8 protein-coding genes and 1 pseudogene are annotated in these 20,200 nt (G+C 45.6%); 5 read left to right on the forward strand and 4 right to left on the reverse strand.

The window, feature by feature from the left end; all coding sequences use genetic code 11:
• Window positions 1-11 precede the first annotated feature (11 nt).
• The 3 genes from MSSIT_RS21030 to MSSIT_RS01655 form a co-directional block, all read right to left on the reverse strand.
• Window positions 12-362 (reverse strand): hypothetical protein, encoded by a 351-nt coding sequence (locus MSSIT_RS21030; RefSeq protein ID WP_187151845.1) that lies wholly within the window; start codon window positions 360-362, stop codon window positions 12-14.
• A 309-nt stretch (window positions 363-671) separates the two neighbouring features.
• Window positions 672-1,046 carry a putative zinc-binding protein gene (locus MSSIT_RS01650; protein WP_048169461.1) on the reverse strand — a complete coding sequence of 125 codons (375 nt, stop codon included), beginning with the start codon at window positions 1,044-1,046 and terminating at the stop codon, window positions 672-674.
• Window positions 1,047-1,199: 153 nt separating this feature from the next.
• The gene (locus MSSIT_RS01655; RefSeq protein ID WP_048169463.1) at window positions 1,200-1,406 is read right to left on the reverse strand and encodes a hypothetical protein; all 207 of its coding nucleotides are present in this window, start codon (window positions 1,404-1,406) and stop codon (window positions 1,200-1,202) included.
• A gap of 651 nt (window positions 1,407-2,057) precedes the next feature.
• Here MSSIT_RS01655 and MSSIT_RS22735 point away from each other — a divergent pair.
• Window positions 2,058-2,201, forward strand: coding sequence for a hypothetical protein (locus MSSIT_RS22735; RefSeq protein WP_156157238.1), 144 nt, complete (start codon window positions 2,058-2,060; stop codon window positions 2,199-2,201).
• A gap of 410 nt (window positions 2,202-2,611) precedes the next feature.
• Here MSSIT_RS22735 and MSSIT_RS01660 read toward each other — a convergent pair whose 3' ends face one another.
• Window positions 2,612-2,848: a hypothetical protein gene (locus MSSIT_RS01660; RefSeq protein WP_048169465.1), complete on the reverse strand. Its 237-nt coding sequence runs from the start codon at window positions 2,846-2,848 to the stop codon at window positions 2,612-2,614.
• 678 nt (window positions 2,849-3,526) lie between these two features.
• On the opposite strand from MSSIT_RS01660, the pseudogene MSSIT_RS25460 reads away from it, so the two are divergent.
• The 4 genes and pseudogenes from MSSIT_RS25460 to cobN (MSSIT_RS01675) all read left to right on the forward strand — a co-directional run.
• Window positions 3,527-3,646 (forward strand): annotated as a pseudogene (locus tag MSSIT_RS25460) (MM0924 family protein); the annotation flags it as partial.
• 728 nt (window positions 3,647-4,374) lie between these two features.
• Window positions 4,375-8,688, forward strand: a complete 4,314-nt coding sequence (locus MSSIT_RS01665; protein WP_048169467.1) for a cobaltochelatase subunit CobN — start codon at window positions 4,375-4,377, stop codon at window positions 8,686-8,688.
• Window positions 8,689-9,272: 584 nt separating this feature from the next.
• A complete protein-coding gene (cobN, locus tag MSSIT_RS01670) occupies window positions 9,273-14,951 on the forward strand; it encodes a cobaltochelatase subunit CobN (RefSeq protein ID WP_231590332.1) in 5,679 nt (1,892 codons plus the stop codon).
• A 602-nt stretch (window positions 14,952-15,553) separates the two neighbouring features.
• Complete coding sequence (cobN, locus tag MSSIT_RS01675) at window positions 15,554-20,107, forward strand: cobaltochelatase subunit CobN (protein ID WP_048169468.1); 4,554 nt, start codon at window positions 15,554-15,556, stop codon at window positions 20,105-20,107.
• The last annotated feature ends 93 nt before the right edge of the window (window positions 20,108-20,200 follow it).

Genomic DNA, 20,200 nt, shown 5'->3' on the forward strand with positions numbered 1-20,200 from the left:
CTCCGTTCCCCTTATACCTCTTTCCTGATGAGTTTCATAATCTTGCCGCAGCACATCATTTCGGTAACTTCACAGCAGCCTTCTTTCCTGCAGTGCTGGTCGCATTCTTCAACGACTTCCACCTTGAAACCGCAATCGTCACAGACCAGAAAGTCTCCTTTCTTCATCTCGTAGCAGCGGGCATGTTGTTTAAGGGCCATGGGTTTGCCGCAGCACATCAGTTCTTCCACATCGCAACAGCCTTCTTTCTTGCAGCTCTCGTCGCATTCCTTCGTTACCATGACTTCGAATCCGCAGTCGTCACAGTAAAGGGAGTCTCCCATTTTCAGTTGATAACACTTGAGGTGTGTATGGTGTACCATATGTTTCTCACCCGCTCTTAAACAATTATGTTAAAGTACTCTGAGTGTAGCACTTTAAGCCGTTGTATTTTATAAAGGCAAATATATATATGCAGGGGGGATTGGGTAAGACTTTTTAGCAGCGGGGCTAACGTTTGAATTAAGAATTTTAATCCGTGTGACCAATAAAACCCTCCAGGCTCCTGGATCCGACGGAAAAGAAAAAGGAACTTAAGACTCCCCTGAGCGGGGAAAGAAAGATACACAAAAAATATTTTCCTGGAAAAATATTTGTATGGAAAAAATATCCCGGGATTAAACGCCGGGTTTTCATAACTTGTCTGCAAGTTTTTCAATGCTCTCGCTGAGCAGAGTATCGGGGACGTTCAGTTCCCTATTAAGTTTCATTCCGAGTTCCCTGGTGAGGATGATGTGCCTGTCTGCCTCAAAACCAGCTCTTCGGAGCATTTTCATCGAGCAGTTGAAATCACAGCCGTCGATAGCAATTATTTTGTCACAGCGGGCCGCAGCAATTAGAAAATCCGAACGCTGGGAGCCAATTCCCGACGTGCACTTGAAGGTACCCAGGCCTCTATTTTCCATTTCAATTCCCAGGCGGGTTGAAAGCTGTCCAAGGTTCGTGGCACCTGCACAGGGGAATATTAAAACAGTACCGTCACTGGATGATGATTTTGATTCAGGCATAGCGTTCAAAACCTCCTTTCGTTTTTAGAAAAAGCGCAGTATGTCTCATATCCACTGCAGTATATAATGCTCGAGAAACGGCTACTATTTATATTCAAATTACTAATAAACCGACAAAAAATAGATAGGATGGATAAAAGTTTATGGGACTTTTTAGAACCACTGGTCGAGAGTTTTCTGCCTTGCTCCTGAAGCTGCTTTAGGGTGTTCCGCAGCTTTTTTCATCCTGTCTACAGGGAAGTTGTTTTCTTCGCAGAGGAATTTGATTAGTTTTTCGGAAGCTGGCTTTCCCCATTTGTTTTCATAACCGATTTTGTCTGGATAACAGCCTACTAACTTAACTGTCTGTAAGCCTCTCATCTATCGGTGTATTTGGGTATCTCACATTCGTGAGTTTGTTCCTGTTCACACAAGAGAACACTATCAGTAAGTCTGCATCCTTTCGGACTAGGGCAAAGTTTGAACCCCTACTCAGTCCATTACAAGTTACCATTCGCTTTCCTGTAATGTACGAGCCATTACAGTCTGATTCCTTGCTTTTTGGTGACGCGTATCAGTCCAGTTTCTCTTGTAAGCTTAACGACTCTTACAGTGGCTCATCTTATGATTCTCCATGGCATTCTTATCCTAGCGGATTGTCTGGTATCCTAGCAGATTGTCTGGTTTGGACCAGAGACTCTCCACATTGTCCTAAGAGCTTCATCGTTACCATCTTGAACTGAGAAACCAATAGCATTAGACCTCTAACTGTATAAAACACTGCACCAGCCACAGCGTCGAATGTGCTTGATTTTGTAATTCAAGTGTGTAAGTCCTAATAAATACCTCGTTAGCCTTTTTCTGCCGTGTCGATTTTTTGTCGGTTTGTTAGGGTTTGCATAAGAATTGTTATCCTTTTATTGAGTATTATATAATGCAGGGAATAAAAACGTATACGGGAGTGAGTCTCCAACGCTTAACCGATGAAACATGAAGTTCGCTTGAATAATTTTCTAGAGGGGGTATAACTTAATGGAAGAAGAAAAGAAAGAAGAGGGGAAGGAAGAAGAAAAGAAAGAAGAAGAGGAAGAGGCTGCTCATGTAGATCCGATACATCCTGAAGATGAACGAGGGGGAAAAAAGAAGCATCTGTTGAGTTGTGAAAAGAGTAGCTGATCATAACTTTATAATTCAACCGGTTGCTGGAAAGGGCTGAATAAGGTCTTTGATCTTCTGAATGCTGCAATTAGCCCGGATGTCCAGGAGACTCCTTTCCTATTCGAAGGTCCTGTTTGAAGGGCAGTGTCGCGAATTTTGAGACAACCTGATTGAATATTGAAATGTGTACAGGAAGATATTCATGCCCTTCAGGTGACCACAAAAATTAAAAGACAAAAAAAGCCGGCTGATATTCCTTCTGGGATATATTCAAGAAAGTATGATATAATGTTTCTTGGGTCTCCATGTTTTTTTATTTGCCTGAATAGCAATGTTTATTTCCTAAAATGTGTTATCATGATACGGAGAATCGGGACCATAAATAGAACTTACCAGGATATCGATTTTAATGAAGGTCTTGCAGGTTCTCAAGGATCAAACATTTTTTTGTTCAGATTAACTACTCTCATTTTCTGTTGATGATTTCTTACATATTCTACAGCATCGGTTATTTCAGATACACCAAATTCATTCCCATAATTTTTAAACCTTAAACAAAATGCTTGAGCAATAATTAAAGAGTGTGGCAAAGAGTAATGATAATTCTCATGTATGAACCTGTTAATATCATCCAAAACGTATTTTGGAATTATTAAATACGACATATTTGAGAATCTCCTCACAAATAGAGGTTTTTATTTATTCCTAACTCTATTTTGTTTTCACCATCTACTAATATATTCATTTTAATTTGTTTTGTTATTTTTATCCTTTTATAAACAGGCCTTAATGATCACGAAATATATATGTGTCTAAATGTGTTTTTATTTGTAAGCAAGTCAAATTTACTTGATTTATCTTGTAAAGTTCCATTTTGAATCCTCCTTAAATTTACAGTCTTTCAGGAGTAATTTGCCATTTTATATCTCCTTAAACCTCCAGTTTTCAGGAAATGATTTGCCGTTAAACCTCATTAAATTATTTGGTTACTGACTTTTCGGATAGACTCAATAAGAGTTTCGTGGTTTGTAGAAAAAAGAATAATCCCGAAATAGCACAAGCTTCAGATTTTTTCAGATATTCTTTGAATTAATCCCTATTTTTCTAAAAACCTGACTTCATAATAGTTCTACAGCTAAACTTAACTTTCTCGAATCCCTAACACAAATCAACCTGAAGAAAAAAAGTCATATAATTATCTGTTTATTTTGCGGGAAAACGAGAACCTGAGAAGTGGACAGGTTTTTGGGTGAGTAAGTTTATTTTAGTCCCTGAACATAAAGGCGCAGCATCACGAAAATCAATTCCATTTTTTAAATACATTTTAATGGAATAAGAAGTGTGGGCCTGACATTTTCAAAGGAACCGTAGAAGCCTGTGCTGATAATGTCCTCACTCTCCAAAAAGATGGGAAGCTTACCCATATAGCGATTGATAAGATTATAGCTCTCTGGCAAGCGTAATTAAATAACAAGGCTATTCATTATTTTTTGTGGGAAGTTTAAAATTACGTTTTAAATTTGATATAATATATATAAATGTTTGAAATGATTTATTGTGGGGAACTCCATTCAAAATAGATAATTATCTATTTTGCGTAGTTTGTGTAGTTACTTTTCAACTGAAAACTTATTTTTAGTCTCTATTATCAGCGAAGAGACATAAATATTATCTTTCATAGGATTTTAAGCTGTTGTTCAACTTTATTACTACTTTTAAAAGATAAATGTAATTTTTTTCCAAATATGGTATTTTTAATACATATTTTTACTTGGAAACCTCTTTATGTATATTTATTGTCAAAAATAGGTGATTTGAATCCTTTATTTGTATACTTATTTTTAAGGGGTTATAACTATATGTCGTACAAAAACGCCATCTAGTAATCATTTTATCCGAATAGCTAATAATTGTTAGCCAAAAACTGCTTTTTATGTATTTTATTCCCTAAAGCTCCGAATGTTAAATATATAATACAGAATCGGCTGCTCATTAGTTTTTGGAGGTTCCCGGATTGATTTGTCTGTTTGAATCGAGAGCTTCCTCTTTCATTGTATATACTTGACGGCTGTTTTCATGTATATTCTAAAAATTCGGAAACTTTCACTCAAAACTAAACTGGTGGGCCAGGCGTCCTGGTTATTTTTCTATTGGGGTGCCGCAGGTTCATTATAATTCTACTGGGGATAAGATGCATACGGCACGAAGCAGATTACTGGTTTTATGTGCAGTTTTCTTTTTACTGTTTGCACAGAATGTATCGGCTGATGAAAATCATGTAAATATCACTTTTATCTGTTATGACGGAAACGCTTTGAATGCAGCAGAGCAGTCCAATCCGTATAATGCAAGTATAAATGTAACTTATATTTCGGGTTATTCGGACTTTTCCAATGTCACTATTGAAAACCAGGATGTAATATTTACCTATATGTTATGGTCTCAGTACCAGTATATCGGAGACGATCTTGAAAGGGCTCATGAAAACGGAACCGCTCTCATAGATATTACCTCTATGATGGACCCGACATACATCAATACCTCAAGTTACGACATGATACTGTCGGGGACCAAGCCTTATAATTCTACTGAAGAAAAATACTTTTACAGCATGGGTCCGACAGGAATTTTGCTGAAAAACACTGAAAATTTCCTTATATATCTGGCAAAAACTTACGGGGATAAACCCGAGCTTACTGACAGCTGGGTTTACAATGATCCCATAGAATTCCCTGACGCTGCACTCTATCATCCGGACTCCCGTTCCTCTTTGAATGAGTTGGAACCTGACTGGTTTGAAAACACCACGGATTACCTTGACTGGTACTCCAATTCAACTGTGAATGAGTCTCAACATGTTTACGATAAGAACAAACCTACCATAGGGATCTGGTTCCATGCTTCAGATTATACGGCTGGCAACCTTGAAGTCATAGATTACCTTATCCGGGATCTTGAAAGCAAGGGTTGCAACGTAATTGCAGGTTTTGAAACTTTTAATGATATTCATAATTTTTACTTTGATGAAAATGGAGATCCTCTTGTCCAGTGCGTAATTTCTCTCAAGAGTTTCCGGTTGAATTACGAGGACCCTGATAAAGGAATAGAGGAACTTGAAGCTCTTGATGTCCCGATCTTGAGAGGTATGGTGGTTTCAAATCCTGCCGACTCTTCCGATACGGCTGATAGCAACAGGGGCATTCCCAACAGCGAGGTTGTGTACAAGACCCTGCTTCCGAGCATTGACGGGATTTTTGAGTACATCGTGATAGGAATTGATAATTACGATTCCGAAACCGGGGAAAGCAACTACGAACCCCTCCCCGACCAGGTTGACTGGATCTCAGATAGGGCGATAAACTGGGCGGACCTGAAGTTAAAGGATAATGAGGACAAGAAAGTCGCTGTTATCTATTACAACTACCCTTCCGGAAAAGACAACATCGGGGCAAGCTACCTTAATAGCACCAAGAGCATGCTTGACCTTATCGATGCGATGAATGAAAGTGGGTATGAAGTTTCAGGAATTCCGGATAACAGCAGCGAGCTTCTGGAAATGATGCAGGCACAGGGAATAAATGCCGGGTCCTGGGCTCCGGGTGTCATGAACGAAATGGTAGAAAACCGGACAGAATGGGGCCTGTATCTCATACCCATGGAAACCTACAGGGAATGGTTTGAGTCGGAAATTCCGGAAGACCTGAGGTCCGATGTAGTAGAGGAATGGGGCGAGCCCTGGGCTGAGGACCTTCCCCAGAATAAGAATCTCATGATCTATGAAAACGAGACAGGACAGTATATTGTAATCCCTGCGGTGCGTTTTGGGAATGTCTGGCTTATGCCCCAGCCTGCCAGGGGCTTCCTGCAAAATGACGACACCCTTTACCACAGCAGCCTCGTGCCTCCCCCCCACCAGTACATAGCTTTCTACCTCTGGCTGAACCATGAATGGAAGCCCGATGCAGTTATCCACATGGGGACCCACGGTACGCACGAGTGGCTTCCGGGCTCTACCTACGGCATGAACAGGACCTCTGACTGGGCGCCTTTGCTGCTTCAGGATATTCCTAATATCTATCCTTACATAGTTGCCAACGTAGGAGAAGGGCTGACTGCCGAGTACAGGGGTAATGCCCTGATTATCGACCACCTCACTCCTACCCTTGAACGCAGCGGGCTTTACGGAGACCTGGTCAACCTTTCAATCAGTGTGGAGCAATATTATGATCCTGCCATTTCCACACAGACAAAGGCAAGTTACCAGAAAACCATAGTTGACCAGATAATTGAACTTAACCTGGATGTTGACCTGGGACTCGATAACGCAACAGCTCTCAGGGATTACAGTGAAGAGGAGTTTACGGCTTTCGTAAAGAACGTCCTGCATGAGTATCTTGAAGACGTGGGGGGAGAAAACATTCCTTACGGGATGCATGTCCTTGGCCAGGTGCCCTCAACAAACATGACAGATCCTGAGAAAGACGAGCTCTCTGCAATGGTAAGGTCCATGCTCGGAGGAAATTTCGAGGACAATGTTACAGCAGCCTTCTATCCGGAGTCGGTTTACCCGCTAGGGATTCCATTGAATGATACGAAAGTTAACAGGCTTGTCTGGGAGGTAATGACCAATAATACCGGGGTTACTGCGGCGCAGCTTGAGGTTTACGGGACAAGCAACAGTTCGGTTACCCTTGACCTTGAACGCGGGCTGGAGTACAGGAGCAGGCTTCTCGACTGCGATGTGGAGATTGCCAGAGTCCTTTCCGCCTTAAACGGAGGCTTTATCCCTCCCGGACCGGGTACGGACCCTGTTATGAACCCTGATGCTGTACCGACGGGAAGGAACTTCTACGGCATCAACTCAAAGCTCTATCCTTCAAAGGCAACCTGGGACCTCGGAAAATCCCTTGCAATCCAGCTGCTTGAGGACTATCACGATAAATATGGGGAATATCCGGAAAAGGTTTCTTTCTCAAGGTTCGGGGTAGAATTTATCCGTGACCACGGGACCCTGGAAGCCGAAGTGCTCTACATGCTCGGAGTGCAGCCTGTCTGGGACGAGTACGGTTACGTAACCGGGGTTGAGGAAATTCCTGAAGAAGAACTGCTTCCGAACTATGACACTTCTAAGCCCGGGAGGCCGCGTATCGATATCGTCTATACGACCGCAGGCATGAGGGACGCTTTCCCGGACAAGATCAAAATGGTAGACCAGGCCGTAAAACTTGCAAGCTCGCTTCCTTCGGAAAACTATCCCAACTACGTGAACCAGAGTTCGCTTGCTATCTACGATGCCCTGCTTGAGGCAGGATACGACAGTGAGACTGCAACAAAGCTCTCAACAATGCGCTGCTTTGCGGTAATGGACGGGACTTATGAGGTCGGGGTCTCAAATGCTATCGGTGCGAGTGGCAGCTGGGATAACGAAGAGGCGATTGCAAACGTATACCTGGACAAGATGGGTTATGCTTACGGTGAAGATTTCTGGGGCATAAAATGCAGAGAACTCCTTGAAGGGAACCTGAAAAATGTAGAAGCCTCCGTACATTCGGACTCTTCAAACCTTTATGACACTCTTGACAACGATGACTTCTTCCAGTATTTCGGAGGCCTTAACCTGGCTACTAGATATGTAAGGGGAGATGGCAAAACTCCGGAAATGTACGTTTCGGATACCAGAGACTCTAACAATGCTCAGATGGTTGGAATGGAGGAGTACCTGAGCAAGAACCTGAGGTCCAGGTATTTCAATGAGAAATGGATTGAAGGGATGCAGGGCGCCGGTTATTCGGGCGGCAGGATGATGTCCGAGTTCGTGAACAACCTTTTCGGCTGGGAAGTCAGTGATCCGGACCTTGTGGACGATACGGTCTGGGAGCAGGTCTACGAGACTTACGTCAATGACCCTTCCATGAAAGATTGGTTCAAGCAGAATAACCCCGATGCTTACCAGTCCATAACCGCCAGGATGCTCGAAGCTGTCAGGCACGGTTACTGGGAACCGTCGGATGAGATTATTGAGAGCCTTGCAACAGCATATGAAGAATCCGTGGCTGAAAACGGAGCTACATGTTGCCACCATACCTGCGGAAACCCCCTGCTTGACAAATTCGTCAGCGGAATTGTCTCTGTTCCCGGCTACTCCGAACAACTGAAAGCAGCAACCCAGGCCAAAACTCCGGAAACTACGGAAGAGACGCAGAGCAGTAGAAGTAGTAGTAGCCACAGTACCGGAAATGCTACCGTAGTCTCAAAAGAAAGTACATACAGTAACCAGACCACTCAGGATTCCGACGCCGGGTATGGCATGGATTCTCCTGAATCTTCTTCCTCTTCTGAGCAATCCGCAGATTCCGATTATGTGGAAGGCTACGAGATGCAGAGGGACCCGGTTGAAGAAGAAAGTGGAGGTATGTCCTTCTCGGGATCCGATGTCGCCGGAGTTCTCTTCGTGATTGTGGCAGTGGGTGGAATTTACCTGGGAATGCGGAAAAAGAAGATGTAAAATTCGTATGGAAGAAAAGAACTTTTATTTTGTGTTCTTTTCTTTTCCTTTTTATTTTTCTTTTCACTTTTCCTTTTTACCTTTTCGTTCTTTTGCAATTCTCTTTCTTACGCAGGCATTCTAATGTTTTTTTGTTATCTATTTGGCTAACAATTCTTACCCTAAATCACAGGTTTTTATGCAGGTAAAGTAAACCTGAGTTAAAATTGCCAAATATACATCCTTATTTAAGGATAAAAGTTGATGCGTTTCGAGGCTACAGTTCTTTAAAATGTCTTCCAATTTTTTCATCTGGATGATGTTTTCTTGCTGTATTAATAAGTAAAGTTTACTTTATTTATTTGTATAATATGAGATTTTTTTTCCTTCAAATCTGATCCATCAGGTTTGCTGGTGAAATGAGTTAAAATGAGTTAAACTGAAATTTTAAGAGTACTCCCCAAGCAGCATGCAGTTTCGAGATTGTACTCCGGTATCCTGGCAGAACCGAACAATTATTTGGAGAAAAGGTTATGATAAAATATTTGAAAGAAGGAACAACCCCTTTGAATAAAAAAATTAAAATTTACGGTTTAGTTCTATTGATGCTTTTTTTACTGGTTTCAACTGCTCAGGCATCTGAAAGTGATGGTGTGCAGTATGAACTGGTTGCAAATACGATCTGTGATGAAAATGGATATTATGTTTTTAATAATATCCCTGATGGCAACTATACTCTCGTTGCAACGAATTACTCTGATGATAGAAATATATGGTATACAGCTTCATTGAATATTACGGTGCAAGATACTGATCTGGTTGACCGGAATCTTCGGATAAACAGTAGCAATAATATTGACCCTTATTGGGTGCAGGATTTACTGAATAATTCTTCTGCTACGGTTGATTCTGTTGCGGGGTTCTCTGTCTCCGGAATTTCTTATGTTAGGAGTCTTGATTATCCGAGAATGAGTACTGTTATTTTGCTAAAAAGTACTTCCGATGATGGATTTGTAAATCTTACGTACATCTCTGATTCTTCCGACTCTGATTCTTCTGATCAAAATGAGACGGAATCCCAGGACTCAGAAGAAAATCAGGACTCTACATCCGGATCTTTTTTCAAGTTCTTTGGCAACACTACAAGTGATGAGAACGGAGAATTCCTTTTCTCAGATATTCCGGATGGGGACTACCGGCTTTCTGCTGTAATCTACAGTTCTTCCATGGGAGGAATGTGGCTTACCAATGAAAGCGAGTTCAGTATTGAAGATGGTCAGCCTGTAAATCTCACCTTTACCATGAGAAGTAATGAGAGCATCGACGATGAAGAGATCCTCGGTTACCTTGACAGAACTACCATTTCCGGCCTGACTCTCAGCAAGTCCGGGGATATCAAGGCTGGAACGGACCTTGTCCTTACCACTCAGGATGAAGAGTTCGTTGCCAACACTACAAGCGATGCAAATGGGGAATACCTTTTCTCAGATGTTCCGAATGGAGACTACCGGCTTTCTGCTGTAATCTACAGTTCTTCCATGGGAGGAATGTGGCTTACCAATGAAAGCGAATTCAGCATTGAAGATGGTCAGCCTGTAAATCTCACTTTTGCCATGAGAAGTAATGAGAGCATCGACGATGAAGAGATCCTCGGTTACCTTGACAGAACTACCATTTCCGGCCTGACTCTTAGCAAATCAGGGGATATCAAGGCCGGGACCGATCTTGTCCTTACCACTCAGGATGAAGAATTCGTTGCCAACACCACCAGTGATGACAATGGGGAATACCTTTTCTCAGATGTACCGAATGGAGACTACCGGCTTTCTGCCGTAATCTACAGTTCTTCCATGGGAGGAATGTGGCTTACCAATGAAAGCGAATTCAGCATTGAAGATGGTCAGCCTGTAAATCTCACTTTTGCCATGAGAAGTAATGAGAGCATTGACCATGAAGAGATCCTCGGATATCTTGACAGAACTACCGTTTCCGGCCTGACTCTCAGCAAGTCCGGGGCTATTAAGGCCGGGACCGACCTGGTACTCCTGAAAAAGACATCCGGCTCTTCGGCTCAGGATTCGGATTCTTCAAATTCGGGTAGCACTTCCCACTTAAATGTAGCTATAATCACGGGATACTCAAATTATGACCTTAAATTAAATGCTCTTGCGGAGAGGATCAACGGCAACTCTTCTCTTAATCTGAGTGTTTCCTATTACCTGCCTGCCACAAGTGGAGGGGATGTTGATCTCAGTGATATGGATATAATTTATATCAATATGTTTACCGACAGCGCCAGTAAACTTGAAAATACTGTCAATGAAGCGATCGCAAACGGAGCGGTTGTCATAGGCTATAACACTTATCTGCCTGATAACATAGACAACTCGTCCCTTCCTTCTTCGTTTTCTGATGTAGGAGAGCTCAAAACCTATCTTCAGGATTACTGGGTGTACGGGGCTACGAATGACGCAAACTTTGATAACCTGATTTTCTATCTGGCACAGACTTTCTATGGCCGGGATGACCTTCAGGTCTCAGCTCCTGAAGGAGCTGCCAGCTCCATTTATCATCCGGGTATGGTTAACAGTTCTTATTTTACTGCCAATGCGAGTGAATACTTCGAATGGTATGGCAGCAGGAATGAAAGCGAACATTCTTTCGACAAAAACGCTCCCACGGTAGGGATACTGTTCTACCTCTCCTATTATCCTGCGGACATGCAGCCTATCGATGCTCTCATAGAGGAGTTTGAGTCCCGGGGTGTGAATGTCATAGCATGCTACGGGTCCAGCAAGGAATCTGTTGACAAATTCCTCAATCATAACAGCTCTACGAAAGCCGACCTGATAGTCTCGACCACCTATCGCAGCCAGTATTTTGATATTGAAGCCCTGGGAGTTCCGGTTATCAACTGCGTCCTCAACGGTTACATGAACCTCAGCGAATGGCAGAATGTCAGCGACCCCCTGACAAATACCTATATGATCAGGCTGTACAGGCCCGAGACCTGGGGCTGGATCGACCCGATAATGATCGCTTCCAATGAGCTGGATAACGAAACAAATACCGAGGTGTATGTCCCTGTTGAGGCTCAGGTGGAATGGCTTGTTGACAGGGCAGTTGCCCAGACTGACCTTTCCGGCAAGGGTGAATCCGAGAAAAAAGTTGCAGTCCTCTATTACAGCCACGGATGCGGAAATGACAGCATAGGAGCTTCTTATCTTGAGGTTATCCCGAGTATTAACAATCTCCTTGAAGGGATGGCCGATGCGGGATATGATATTGATAAGGAATCCATTCCGAATGAGAGTGAATTAACAAGTTTGATGTTAAAACAGGGTACGAATATAGGGACCTGGGCTCCGGGAGAGCTTGAAAGGCTTGTCGATTCAGGGGAAGTCGGGCTTATTCCAGAATCAACATACCTTGAATGGTTTTCGGCGCTCCCTGAAGAGAGGCAGCAGGAAGTAATTGGCCAGTGGGGACCAGCACCCGGAGAAATAATGGTCTATGAAGATGATTCCGGGGACAAATTCCTGGTAATTCCGAAGGTTGAAGTCAGTGATAATGTAATCCTTGCCCCCCAGCCAACAAGAGGGTGGCTATCGGATAACGAACTTCTCTACCATGACGGGGACCTTCCTCCTCACCACCAGTACCTCGCATTCTACCTCTGGCTCCAGAATGAATACGGAGCCGATGCGATTGTGAATATGGGCCGCCACGGGACTGTGGAATGGCTTCCCGGAAAAGAATTTTGCCTCTTCAGTGATGAGTGGCCTGCAATTATTAGCGGGGACATCCCTGTAATCTATCCCTACATAATGGACGGGATGGGAGAAGGAATGCAGGCAAAGCGCAGGGGCAATGCGGTGATTATAGACCATCTGGTCCCTCCGGTTGTGCTTTCCGAAAGTTATGGGAATTACACCGAGTTGAGCAGCAAGATTTCCCAGTACCAGACCCTTCCCAGTGAGTCCGAATTGAAAGAACTTCGTATGCAGGAAATCGTTAACCTCACCCAGGAACTTAGCCTTGACGAGTTTGTGAACGTAAGCCTGTCCGAGAGTGAGGATACGGAAGAAGAGTTCCTTGACGAGCTTGATGATATTCTGGAGGAACTTAAGACTACTTCCATGCCCTACGGGCTTCACATACTCGGGACCTCCCCTGAGGGAGAAAACCTTACACAGATGGTCTACTCGATGCTGGGAGATGATTTTTCCGAAGAGGTGGCCGAATACAACAGTTCTGAAAACGCTTCTCTTGACCTTCTGGACCTTGTCCTCCTGCAGAACGTGAGTATTGAAGACGCCCAGATACAGGTTCTCGGGAGCAGTTCCGAAGACGTGACCGGTTACCTGACCACGGCTCAGGAATACGCAGAAAAGCTCGGAGAAAGTAAAAATGAAATCCAGCAGATCCTTAAGGCTCTGGACGGTGAATACATCGAACCGAATATTGGTGGAGACCCCATCCTCCGACCTGACGCGCTTCCCTCGGGGAGGAACTTCTACGCCTTTGACGAACAACTGTCCCCCACGAAGCAGGCCTGGGAACTTGGTAAGGAAATGGCTAACCAGACAATCGAAACCTACCAGGCTAATCACGAAGGGCAGTATCCGAAGAAAATAGGCCTGATCATCTGGGCCGGGGAATCTACCCGGAACGAGGGAGTAACCGAGGCTGAAATCTTCTATCTCCTGGGAGTAAAGCCGGTCTGGGACGATGACGGAGATGAGGTCATAGATGTTGAACTCATTAATTCTTCGGAACTGGGCAGGCCGCGCATTGACGTGCTTGTACAGATTTCGGGGCTCTACAGGGACACCTTCCCCCATAAGGTAGAGCTGATCGATAAAGCAGTCTACCTGGCTTACAACGACCCTGACAACCAGTACGGAAAAGATGAGGAAAGACCGACCCCGGAGTATATCTCCTATGACCCTGAAGATAATACGAATTATGTCCGGGAGAATACCAATGACCTTTTCCTTGTCCTTAACGAGTCTCTCCAAAACGAGACCGCTTCAATGACCGTGGCTCTTCTGAGGGTTTTCGGGCCTGAGGATGGCACTTACGGGACCGGATTGTCAAATGTTGTTTCTGCGAGCAATTCCAGCACCAGTGAAATTGCCGAACTTTACATAGACAGGATGAGCTATGTTTATGGAGAAAATGTATGGGGAGAGAGTATAGCCGATATTGTCTCGCAGTTCCGGGTAGACGGCAGTTCCCTTGAGAATACGGACATTTTTAAGGATAATCTTGGAGATGTCGAGGTTACGGTTTTCAGCCGCAGTTCAAATACCTACGGAATCCTGGATAATAGTGATGCCTTCGAGTATCTTGGCGGCCTTAACCTTGCAGTTTCCTCTGTTTCAGGCGAGTATCCCGATTCGTACATAATGAACCTGCAAAATTCGGGGGATGAAGAGATAGAAACCCTGAGTGAGTATCTTACAAGGGAAATTATCACCCGTGTCCTGAACCCCAAATCCATTGAAGGAATGCTGGGGAGTGGTTTTGAAGGGGTGAGCCAGTTAGCGGACTATGTTGAAAACCTCTGGGGTTGGGAAAAGACAAACCCTGACCTGGTAAGTGACGATATCTGGAACAAGGTGTATGAAACCTATGTTGCCGATTCCGAACTGAATGCCGAGCTCAAAGCGACCAATGCCTATGCATACCAGTCCATCACGGCCAGGATGCTGGAAACTGCCCTGGAAGGCAACTGGGACGCTTCGGATGAGGTCCTCAGGAACCTTGCTACGGAGTACGCAGAATCCGTTGTAGAAAACGGAGTTGCCTGCTGTCACCATACATGCGGAAACCCGACCTTAAACAGCTATGTTGCAGGTCTGGTCTCAGTCCCCGGTTTCACCGAGGCTATTGAACAGGCAACATCAAGCGAGACTTCTCAGGAGCCAAGTGAAAGCAGCAGTAGCAGCAGTGGCGGTTCTGGTACAGGGGAAGCTACCGTAGTTTCAAAAGAAAGTATGTCCAGCAACCAGACCGAAACAAACTCCGGGGAATCGGCCAGCAACCAGACCTCACAGACTTCGGATGCAGGGTACGGTGTTGATTCTCCGGAGATCGCTCCGGATATCCGACAGGCCGCAGATTCAAATTACGTCGAGGGTTATGAGATGCAGAAAGAATCCGTAGAAAATGCGGAAAACGGAGATTTTTCTTTTTCAGGGGCCGATATTGTCGGAATTCTCTTTGTAGTAGTAGCAATGGGTGGAATCTACCTGGGGATGCGGAAAAAGAAGATGTAAAAGAAAATGTAGAATTTGTATTGAAGGAGAGCACTTTTCATTCCGTGCTCTTCTAGTTTCCGTTTTTTTAGAAGAAAATTCGGACCCGGTGTGTCCCCCGGTCTGCTAATCCTGTTCCTGTTTGAATAAGTAGCATTTCCTGTTCTTTGCCTCCTTTCTGTACTTTTTTCTTTTGTCCTTTTTCCCTCTACTTTTTTGCCTTTTTTCCTTTTACTTATTTATATTTTTTTGTTATCTTCTCAGCTAATAACTATTACCTAAAATCTCAGTTTTTTATGTAAATAAAGTAAAATTGCGTTAAAATGTTCTGGCATTGTATGTTTTTTGAGGTAAACAGTCAATGGTTTATTGCGGCGATGGGTAACCAAAACATTTACAAATTCTTCACATATGGATGATATTTATATTCTTTAATTAAGTAAAGTTTACTTTAGTTATTAATTTACTATGTGCTTCGTTTTTTCTGTTAGTCTGATTTGCCATGTCTGCTAATAGGAATTTAAAGCTGAAAATAGGGTTTACTTCAAACGGCGAACAGAAGCAGGATTTCAGTACGAGGTTTTCATAGCTCTAAAATTAATTATCTTCTGGAGTTAGGGATCATGAAAGAATGGGTAAATAACGAAATAGACCCTTTGAACAAAATAAAAGCTTTCGGATTAGCAATTTTAATCCTTCTAATGCTGTTTTCTGCAACCCCTGCGGCTTGCAGTACGGACATTCAGTACGAACTTGTTGCCAACACTACCAGTGATGCTGAAGGCTATTACGTGTTTTCCGGGATTCCGGACGGAAACTATACGCTTGTTGCTCTCTACAATGAGGACAAATGGCGTCGTGCCGACGAGCAGGTCCGGGTCCTGGGGGCGGATCTTTCGGTGAACCTTGATACCTCAAGCATGGATATCGATGCGAACGGATCCCAGGCGCTTCTTGACCTTGAGGGCAGCGGGGGTGACCTTACAGGCAGTGCTGTGATAAGCGGGCTCACCCGCCAGAAACAGATGAATGCCGACCCTGTGCCTCTGGGCTTTACAGACGTTCTTTTGTTGAGGGAAGTGGTAAAAGAAGCAAAAGACACTCTGGTTGCCTCCGGTTCCGGCCAGCACCTGGACATTGCCGTTGTTACCGGGTACCGAAGCCATGAACTTCCCCTCAAGAACCTTATGGAAGAGATCAACAATAACAGCAGCCTGAACCTCACTTTCAGTTATTTTATGGCGGATTATGTGACGGGAAATGACGTCGACCTGAGCGGGATGGATGTTATCTATATCAACATGTTAAGCGCCTCAACCGCCCTGAAGCTCACACCCATGGTGGACAGTGCTATTACTAACGGATGTGTGGTTATTGATGACGACACCCTGTTAAACGAGAGTATTCCTCTTCCTGAAGACCAGATAGAAAGCTTCAGGGAAAAACTGAACAATTACTGGCTTAACGGGGCTTACGACCAGAGCAACCTGAAAAACCTTGTATTCTGCATCGCCAGCGACTGCTGCGGGAGGACCGACCTCCCTTATGAGGACCCGCACACGCTTCCCGAAAGGGCGATCTATCATACGGACATGACAGGGTATTTCACCGATTCCCTGGATGACTATCTTGCCTGGTACTCAAACAGAAGTGACGGAGGGCATGTCTACGACCCGGCAAAGCCCACAGTTGCGATTACCATGTACCAGAGTTATTTCCCCTTCCAGATTGAGCCCATTGATGCCTTGATTTCGGAACTGGAAGCCAGGGACTATAATGTCATTGCCACTTACGGGGCGGATTCCCTTCCTTCCGGGGACTTTTTCAAGCAGGGGGACGAAGTCCTTGTAGACGCCATCATCTCGTTTACGTACTTTGGCAACAAGTTTGATGCCGAGGAACTTGATGTGCCCGTAATCAACGGCATCGTTAACAATTACATGAACAGGACCGAATACGAAGCCAGCAGTAGGCCGCTTCCTGCGGATAAGATGATGAAGATAGATTTGCAGGAACTTTGGGGAGCTATCGACCCGGTAATAATGGCTGCAACGGAAGTAGACCCTGAGACCGAGACTGAGATATCAGTTTCCATAGACTATCAGGTGGACTGGCTCATTGACCGCGTCGAAAGCTGGGTGGAGCTCGGGGAAATTCCCGAATCCGAAAAAAAAGTTGCTATCATTTATTATAACCATGGAGGGGGGAAGGACAACATAGGGGCTTCCTATCTTGATGTCGTCCCCAGTCTCTCCGGCCTGCTTGATGCTATGGCTTCCGAAGGATATGCCCTGAACGAAAGCCAGGCCCCGAACGAGACCGAACTCCTTAACCTGATGCTGACCCAGGGCATAAACATAGGGACCTGGGCTCCGGGAGAACTCGAGAAGATGGTTGATACGGGCAAAGTTGTTCTTCTCCCCGAAAGCACATATGAGGAATGGTTTTCGGAGCTTCCCGAAGAGAGGAAGCAGGAAGTCATTGACCAGTGGGGGCCGGCTCCGGGGGAGATCATGGTCTGGGAAAACGAGAGTGGAAAATACCTTGTAATCCCCAGAATCGAGGTTGGGGAAAACGTGCTTCTGGCTCCTCAGCCCTCAAGAGGCTGGCTTGATGACAACGAGGCCCTTTACCACGATTCGGAACTGCCTCCTCACCACCAGTACATTGCGTTCTACCTCTGGCTCCAGCATTCCGAAGAGGAAGGCGGGTTTGGCAGCGATGCCCTTGTGCATTTCGGCAGGCACGGGACCCAGGAATGGCTTCCCGGAAAAGAGTTCGGACTTACGCGCTACGACTGGCCTTCCCTGATGCTCGGGGACCTGCCTGTGATTTATCCTTATGTGATGGACGGGCTTGGAGAGGGCAATGAGGCAAAACGTAGAGGTGGAGCGGTTATAGTCGACCACCTTGTCCCTCCGATTGTTTCTGCCGGAAGCTATGGGGACTATGCAAACCTGAGCGAAGCGATCCTTAACTATGAACAGGCAGAAGCAGATGCCACCCTTAAAGCGGCTCACAGGTCTGAGGTCTTAAACCTGACCCTGTCCCTTTCCCTGGACGATGAGTTCAACATGACCGAAGCGGAAAACAACGAGACTTACTTTGAGAACGTTTTCCTGGAAGGGCTTAAGGAACTGCTGGATGAGTACAAGAGCCAGTCAATGCCTTACGGGCTGCACATCCTGGGCACAAGCCCGAAAGGGGAACAGCTTACGGGTATGGTAAATTCGATGCTCGGAACTGACTTCGCCGATTCGGTAAATGAATTCAACGAGACCGAAGGGGCCCAGCTCTATCTGCTGGACCTGGTCCTGAACCGGGGAGCCAATTCTTCCGAGGCGCAGATAGAGGTCCTCGGGACAGAGAATGAAACAGTTGGGACCTTCCTTTCCAGTGCGGAAGAATATGCTGCAAACCTGGCTCTCGGAGAAGAGGAAATTCAGCAGGTTTTATACGCACTGGATGGCAGGTTCATCCCCGGAAATCAGGGGGGTGACCCTGTCAGGAACCCGGAGGCTCTGCCTTCCGGAAGAAACTTCTATGCTTTTGACCAGCGGATAGTGCCAACAGCAGCTGCCTGGACGCTCGGGCAGGAGATGGCTGACCAGGTGCTTGAAGCCTATGTTGCCGAACACGGGACCTACCCGAAAAAGGTGGCTTACATTCTCTGGGCCGGGGAGACCACAAGGCATGAAGGGGTCATGGAGGCAGAGATCCTCTACCTGCTCGGGGTCAAACCTGTGTGGAAAAGCGGCAGGGTAGTTGATGTGGAAGAGATTCCCATGGAGACCCTGGGCAGGCCCAGAATTGACGTCGTGATCCAGATATCGGGGCTTTACAGGGACATGTACCCTGGCAAGGTGCTCCTGCTGGACAAAGCCGTAAAACTGGCTTATGCCCAGGAGGACTCTCCCAACTATGTCCGGGAAAATGCCGAAGCTCTTAAAGCTTCGCTGATGAGTGAGGGTTCCCTTAATGAAACTGAGGCTCTGGGCCTGGCCCTGCTAAGGATTTTCGGGGCTGCGGACGGGGACTACGGCACAGGGCTCCCCAATGCGATCGCTGCAAGTGATACCTGGGAGAGTAATGATGCGCTTGCAGAACTTTATCTCAGCAAGATGTGCAACGCCTACGGAGAAGACGTCTGGGGGGAAAACCTGAGGGAGCTTTTCGAAAATAACCTTGAGGGCGTCGAAGCCACGGTGCACAGCCGGAGCACAAACCTTTACGGGACTCTGGACAATGACGATTTCTTCCAGTACCTGGGAGGACTGAATCTCGCAATCAGCTCCGTTTCTGGAGGGAAGTACCCGGATTCCTTTATCACGAACATGCTTACCGGGGGGGACGAGAAGGTTGAAACTCTGGAAGAGTTCCTCACAAGGGAAACTTATTCCCGCTATTTCAACCCGAAATGGATCGAAGGCATGCAGAGGAACGGCTATGCAGGAGCCGGGGAAATGGCGGATTTCATTGAAAACCTCTGGGGTTGGGAAGCCACAAACCCTGACCTGATCAGTGATGATATGTGGAACCAGGTGTATCGGACTTACATGGCAGACCCGGAACTCAGCGAATGGATCAAGCAGAACAACCCCTATGCTTATCAGTCCATGACTGCAAGGATGCTTGAGACGGCCCGTAAGGGCAACTGGGAGGCTTCGGACGAGGTCCTCGCAAGCCTGGCTGCGGATTACGCAGGGTCCGTTGTCGAAGACGGGGTCACCTGCTGCCATCACACCTGTGGGAACTCCCTCCTCAACAGATACGTGTCGGGTCTGGTCTCTGTTCCCGGTTTTACCGAAGCAATCGAAGAGGCTACGCAGGAATCCCTTGAGCAGGAAGAACCTGAAAAGCACAGCAGCAAAGGTCACCAGACGAGTGTTGCCGAAAAACTCAACCAGACTGCCAAGTCAAGCCCCGAGGAATCTGCCAGCAACCAGACTGTCCAGAATTCCGATTCCGGGTATGGCGTTGATTCTCCCGAGCCTGCTCCTGAGGTCCAAATGGCAGATAATCCCGATTATGTGGAGGGCTACGAGATGCAGAAAGAGGCTGTTGAAAATGAGGACGGGGGAGGGATGTCCTTCTCGGGTGCGGATATTTTCGGGACCCTTTTTGTGGTTGCAGCTGCCGGAGGTATTTACCTGGGCATGCGGAAGAAGAAAATGTAAATTCCGGTATGTATGAGCCGGTGAATTTCAGGAAAGTGGGGTTTTAGCATGCCTTATTCTCCACTTTCTGTCCTTTTTAAAGGTCAGAGCGTA

It is taken from the genome of Methanosarcina siciliae T4/M, from assembly GCF_000970085.1.
Taxonomy (GTDB): Archaea; Halobacteriota; Methanosarcinia; order Methanosarcinales; family Methanosarcinaceae; genus Methanosarcina; species Methanosarcina siciliae.

What these genes read in the sequence shown, in the direction of transcription:
- MSSIT_RS01660 (WP_048169465.1), bottom strand. Translation starts at nt 2,848, where the DNA reads ATGTCGTATTTAATAATTCCAAAATACGTTTTGGATGATATTAACAGG.
- MSSIT_RS01665 (WP_048169467.1), top strand. Translation starts at nt 4,375, where the DNA reads ATGCATACGGCACGAAGCAGATTACTGGTTTTATGTGCAGTTTTCTTT.
- cobN (WP_048169468.1), top strand. Translation starts at nt 15,554, where the DNA reads ATGAAAGAATGGGTAAATAACGAAATAGACCCTTTGAACAAAATAAAA.
- MSSIT_RS22735 (WP_156157238.1), top strand. Translation starts at nt 2,058, where the DNA reads ATGGAAGAAGAAAAGAAAGAAGAGGGGAAGGAAGAAGAAAAGAAAGAA.
- MSSIT_RS01650 (WP_048169461.1), bottom strand. Translation starts at nt 1,046, where the DNA reads ATGCCTGAATCAAAATCATCATCCAGTGACGGTACTGTTTTAATATTC.
- cobN (WP_231590332.1), top strand. Translation starts at nt 9,273, where the DNA reads ATGCTTTTTTTACTGGTTTCAACTGCTCAGGCATCTGAAAGTGATGGT.
- MSSIT_RS01655 (WP_048169463.1), bottom strand. Translation starts at nt 1,406, where the DNA reads ATGAGAGGCTTACAGACAGTTAAGTTAGTAGGCTGTTATCCAGACAAA.
- MSSIT_RS21030 (WP_187151845.1), bottom strand. Translation starts at nt 362, where the DNA reads ATGGTACACCATACACACCTCAAGTGTTATCAACTGAAAATGGGAGAC.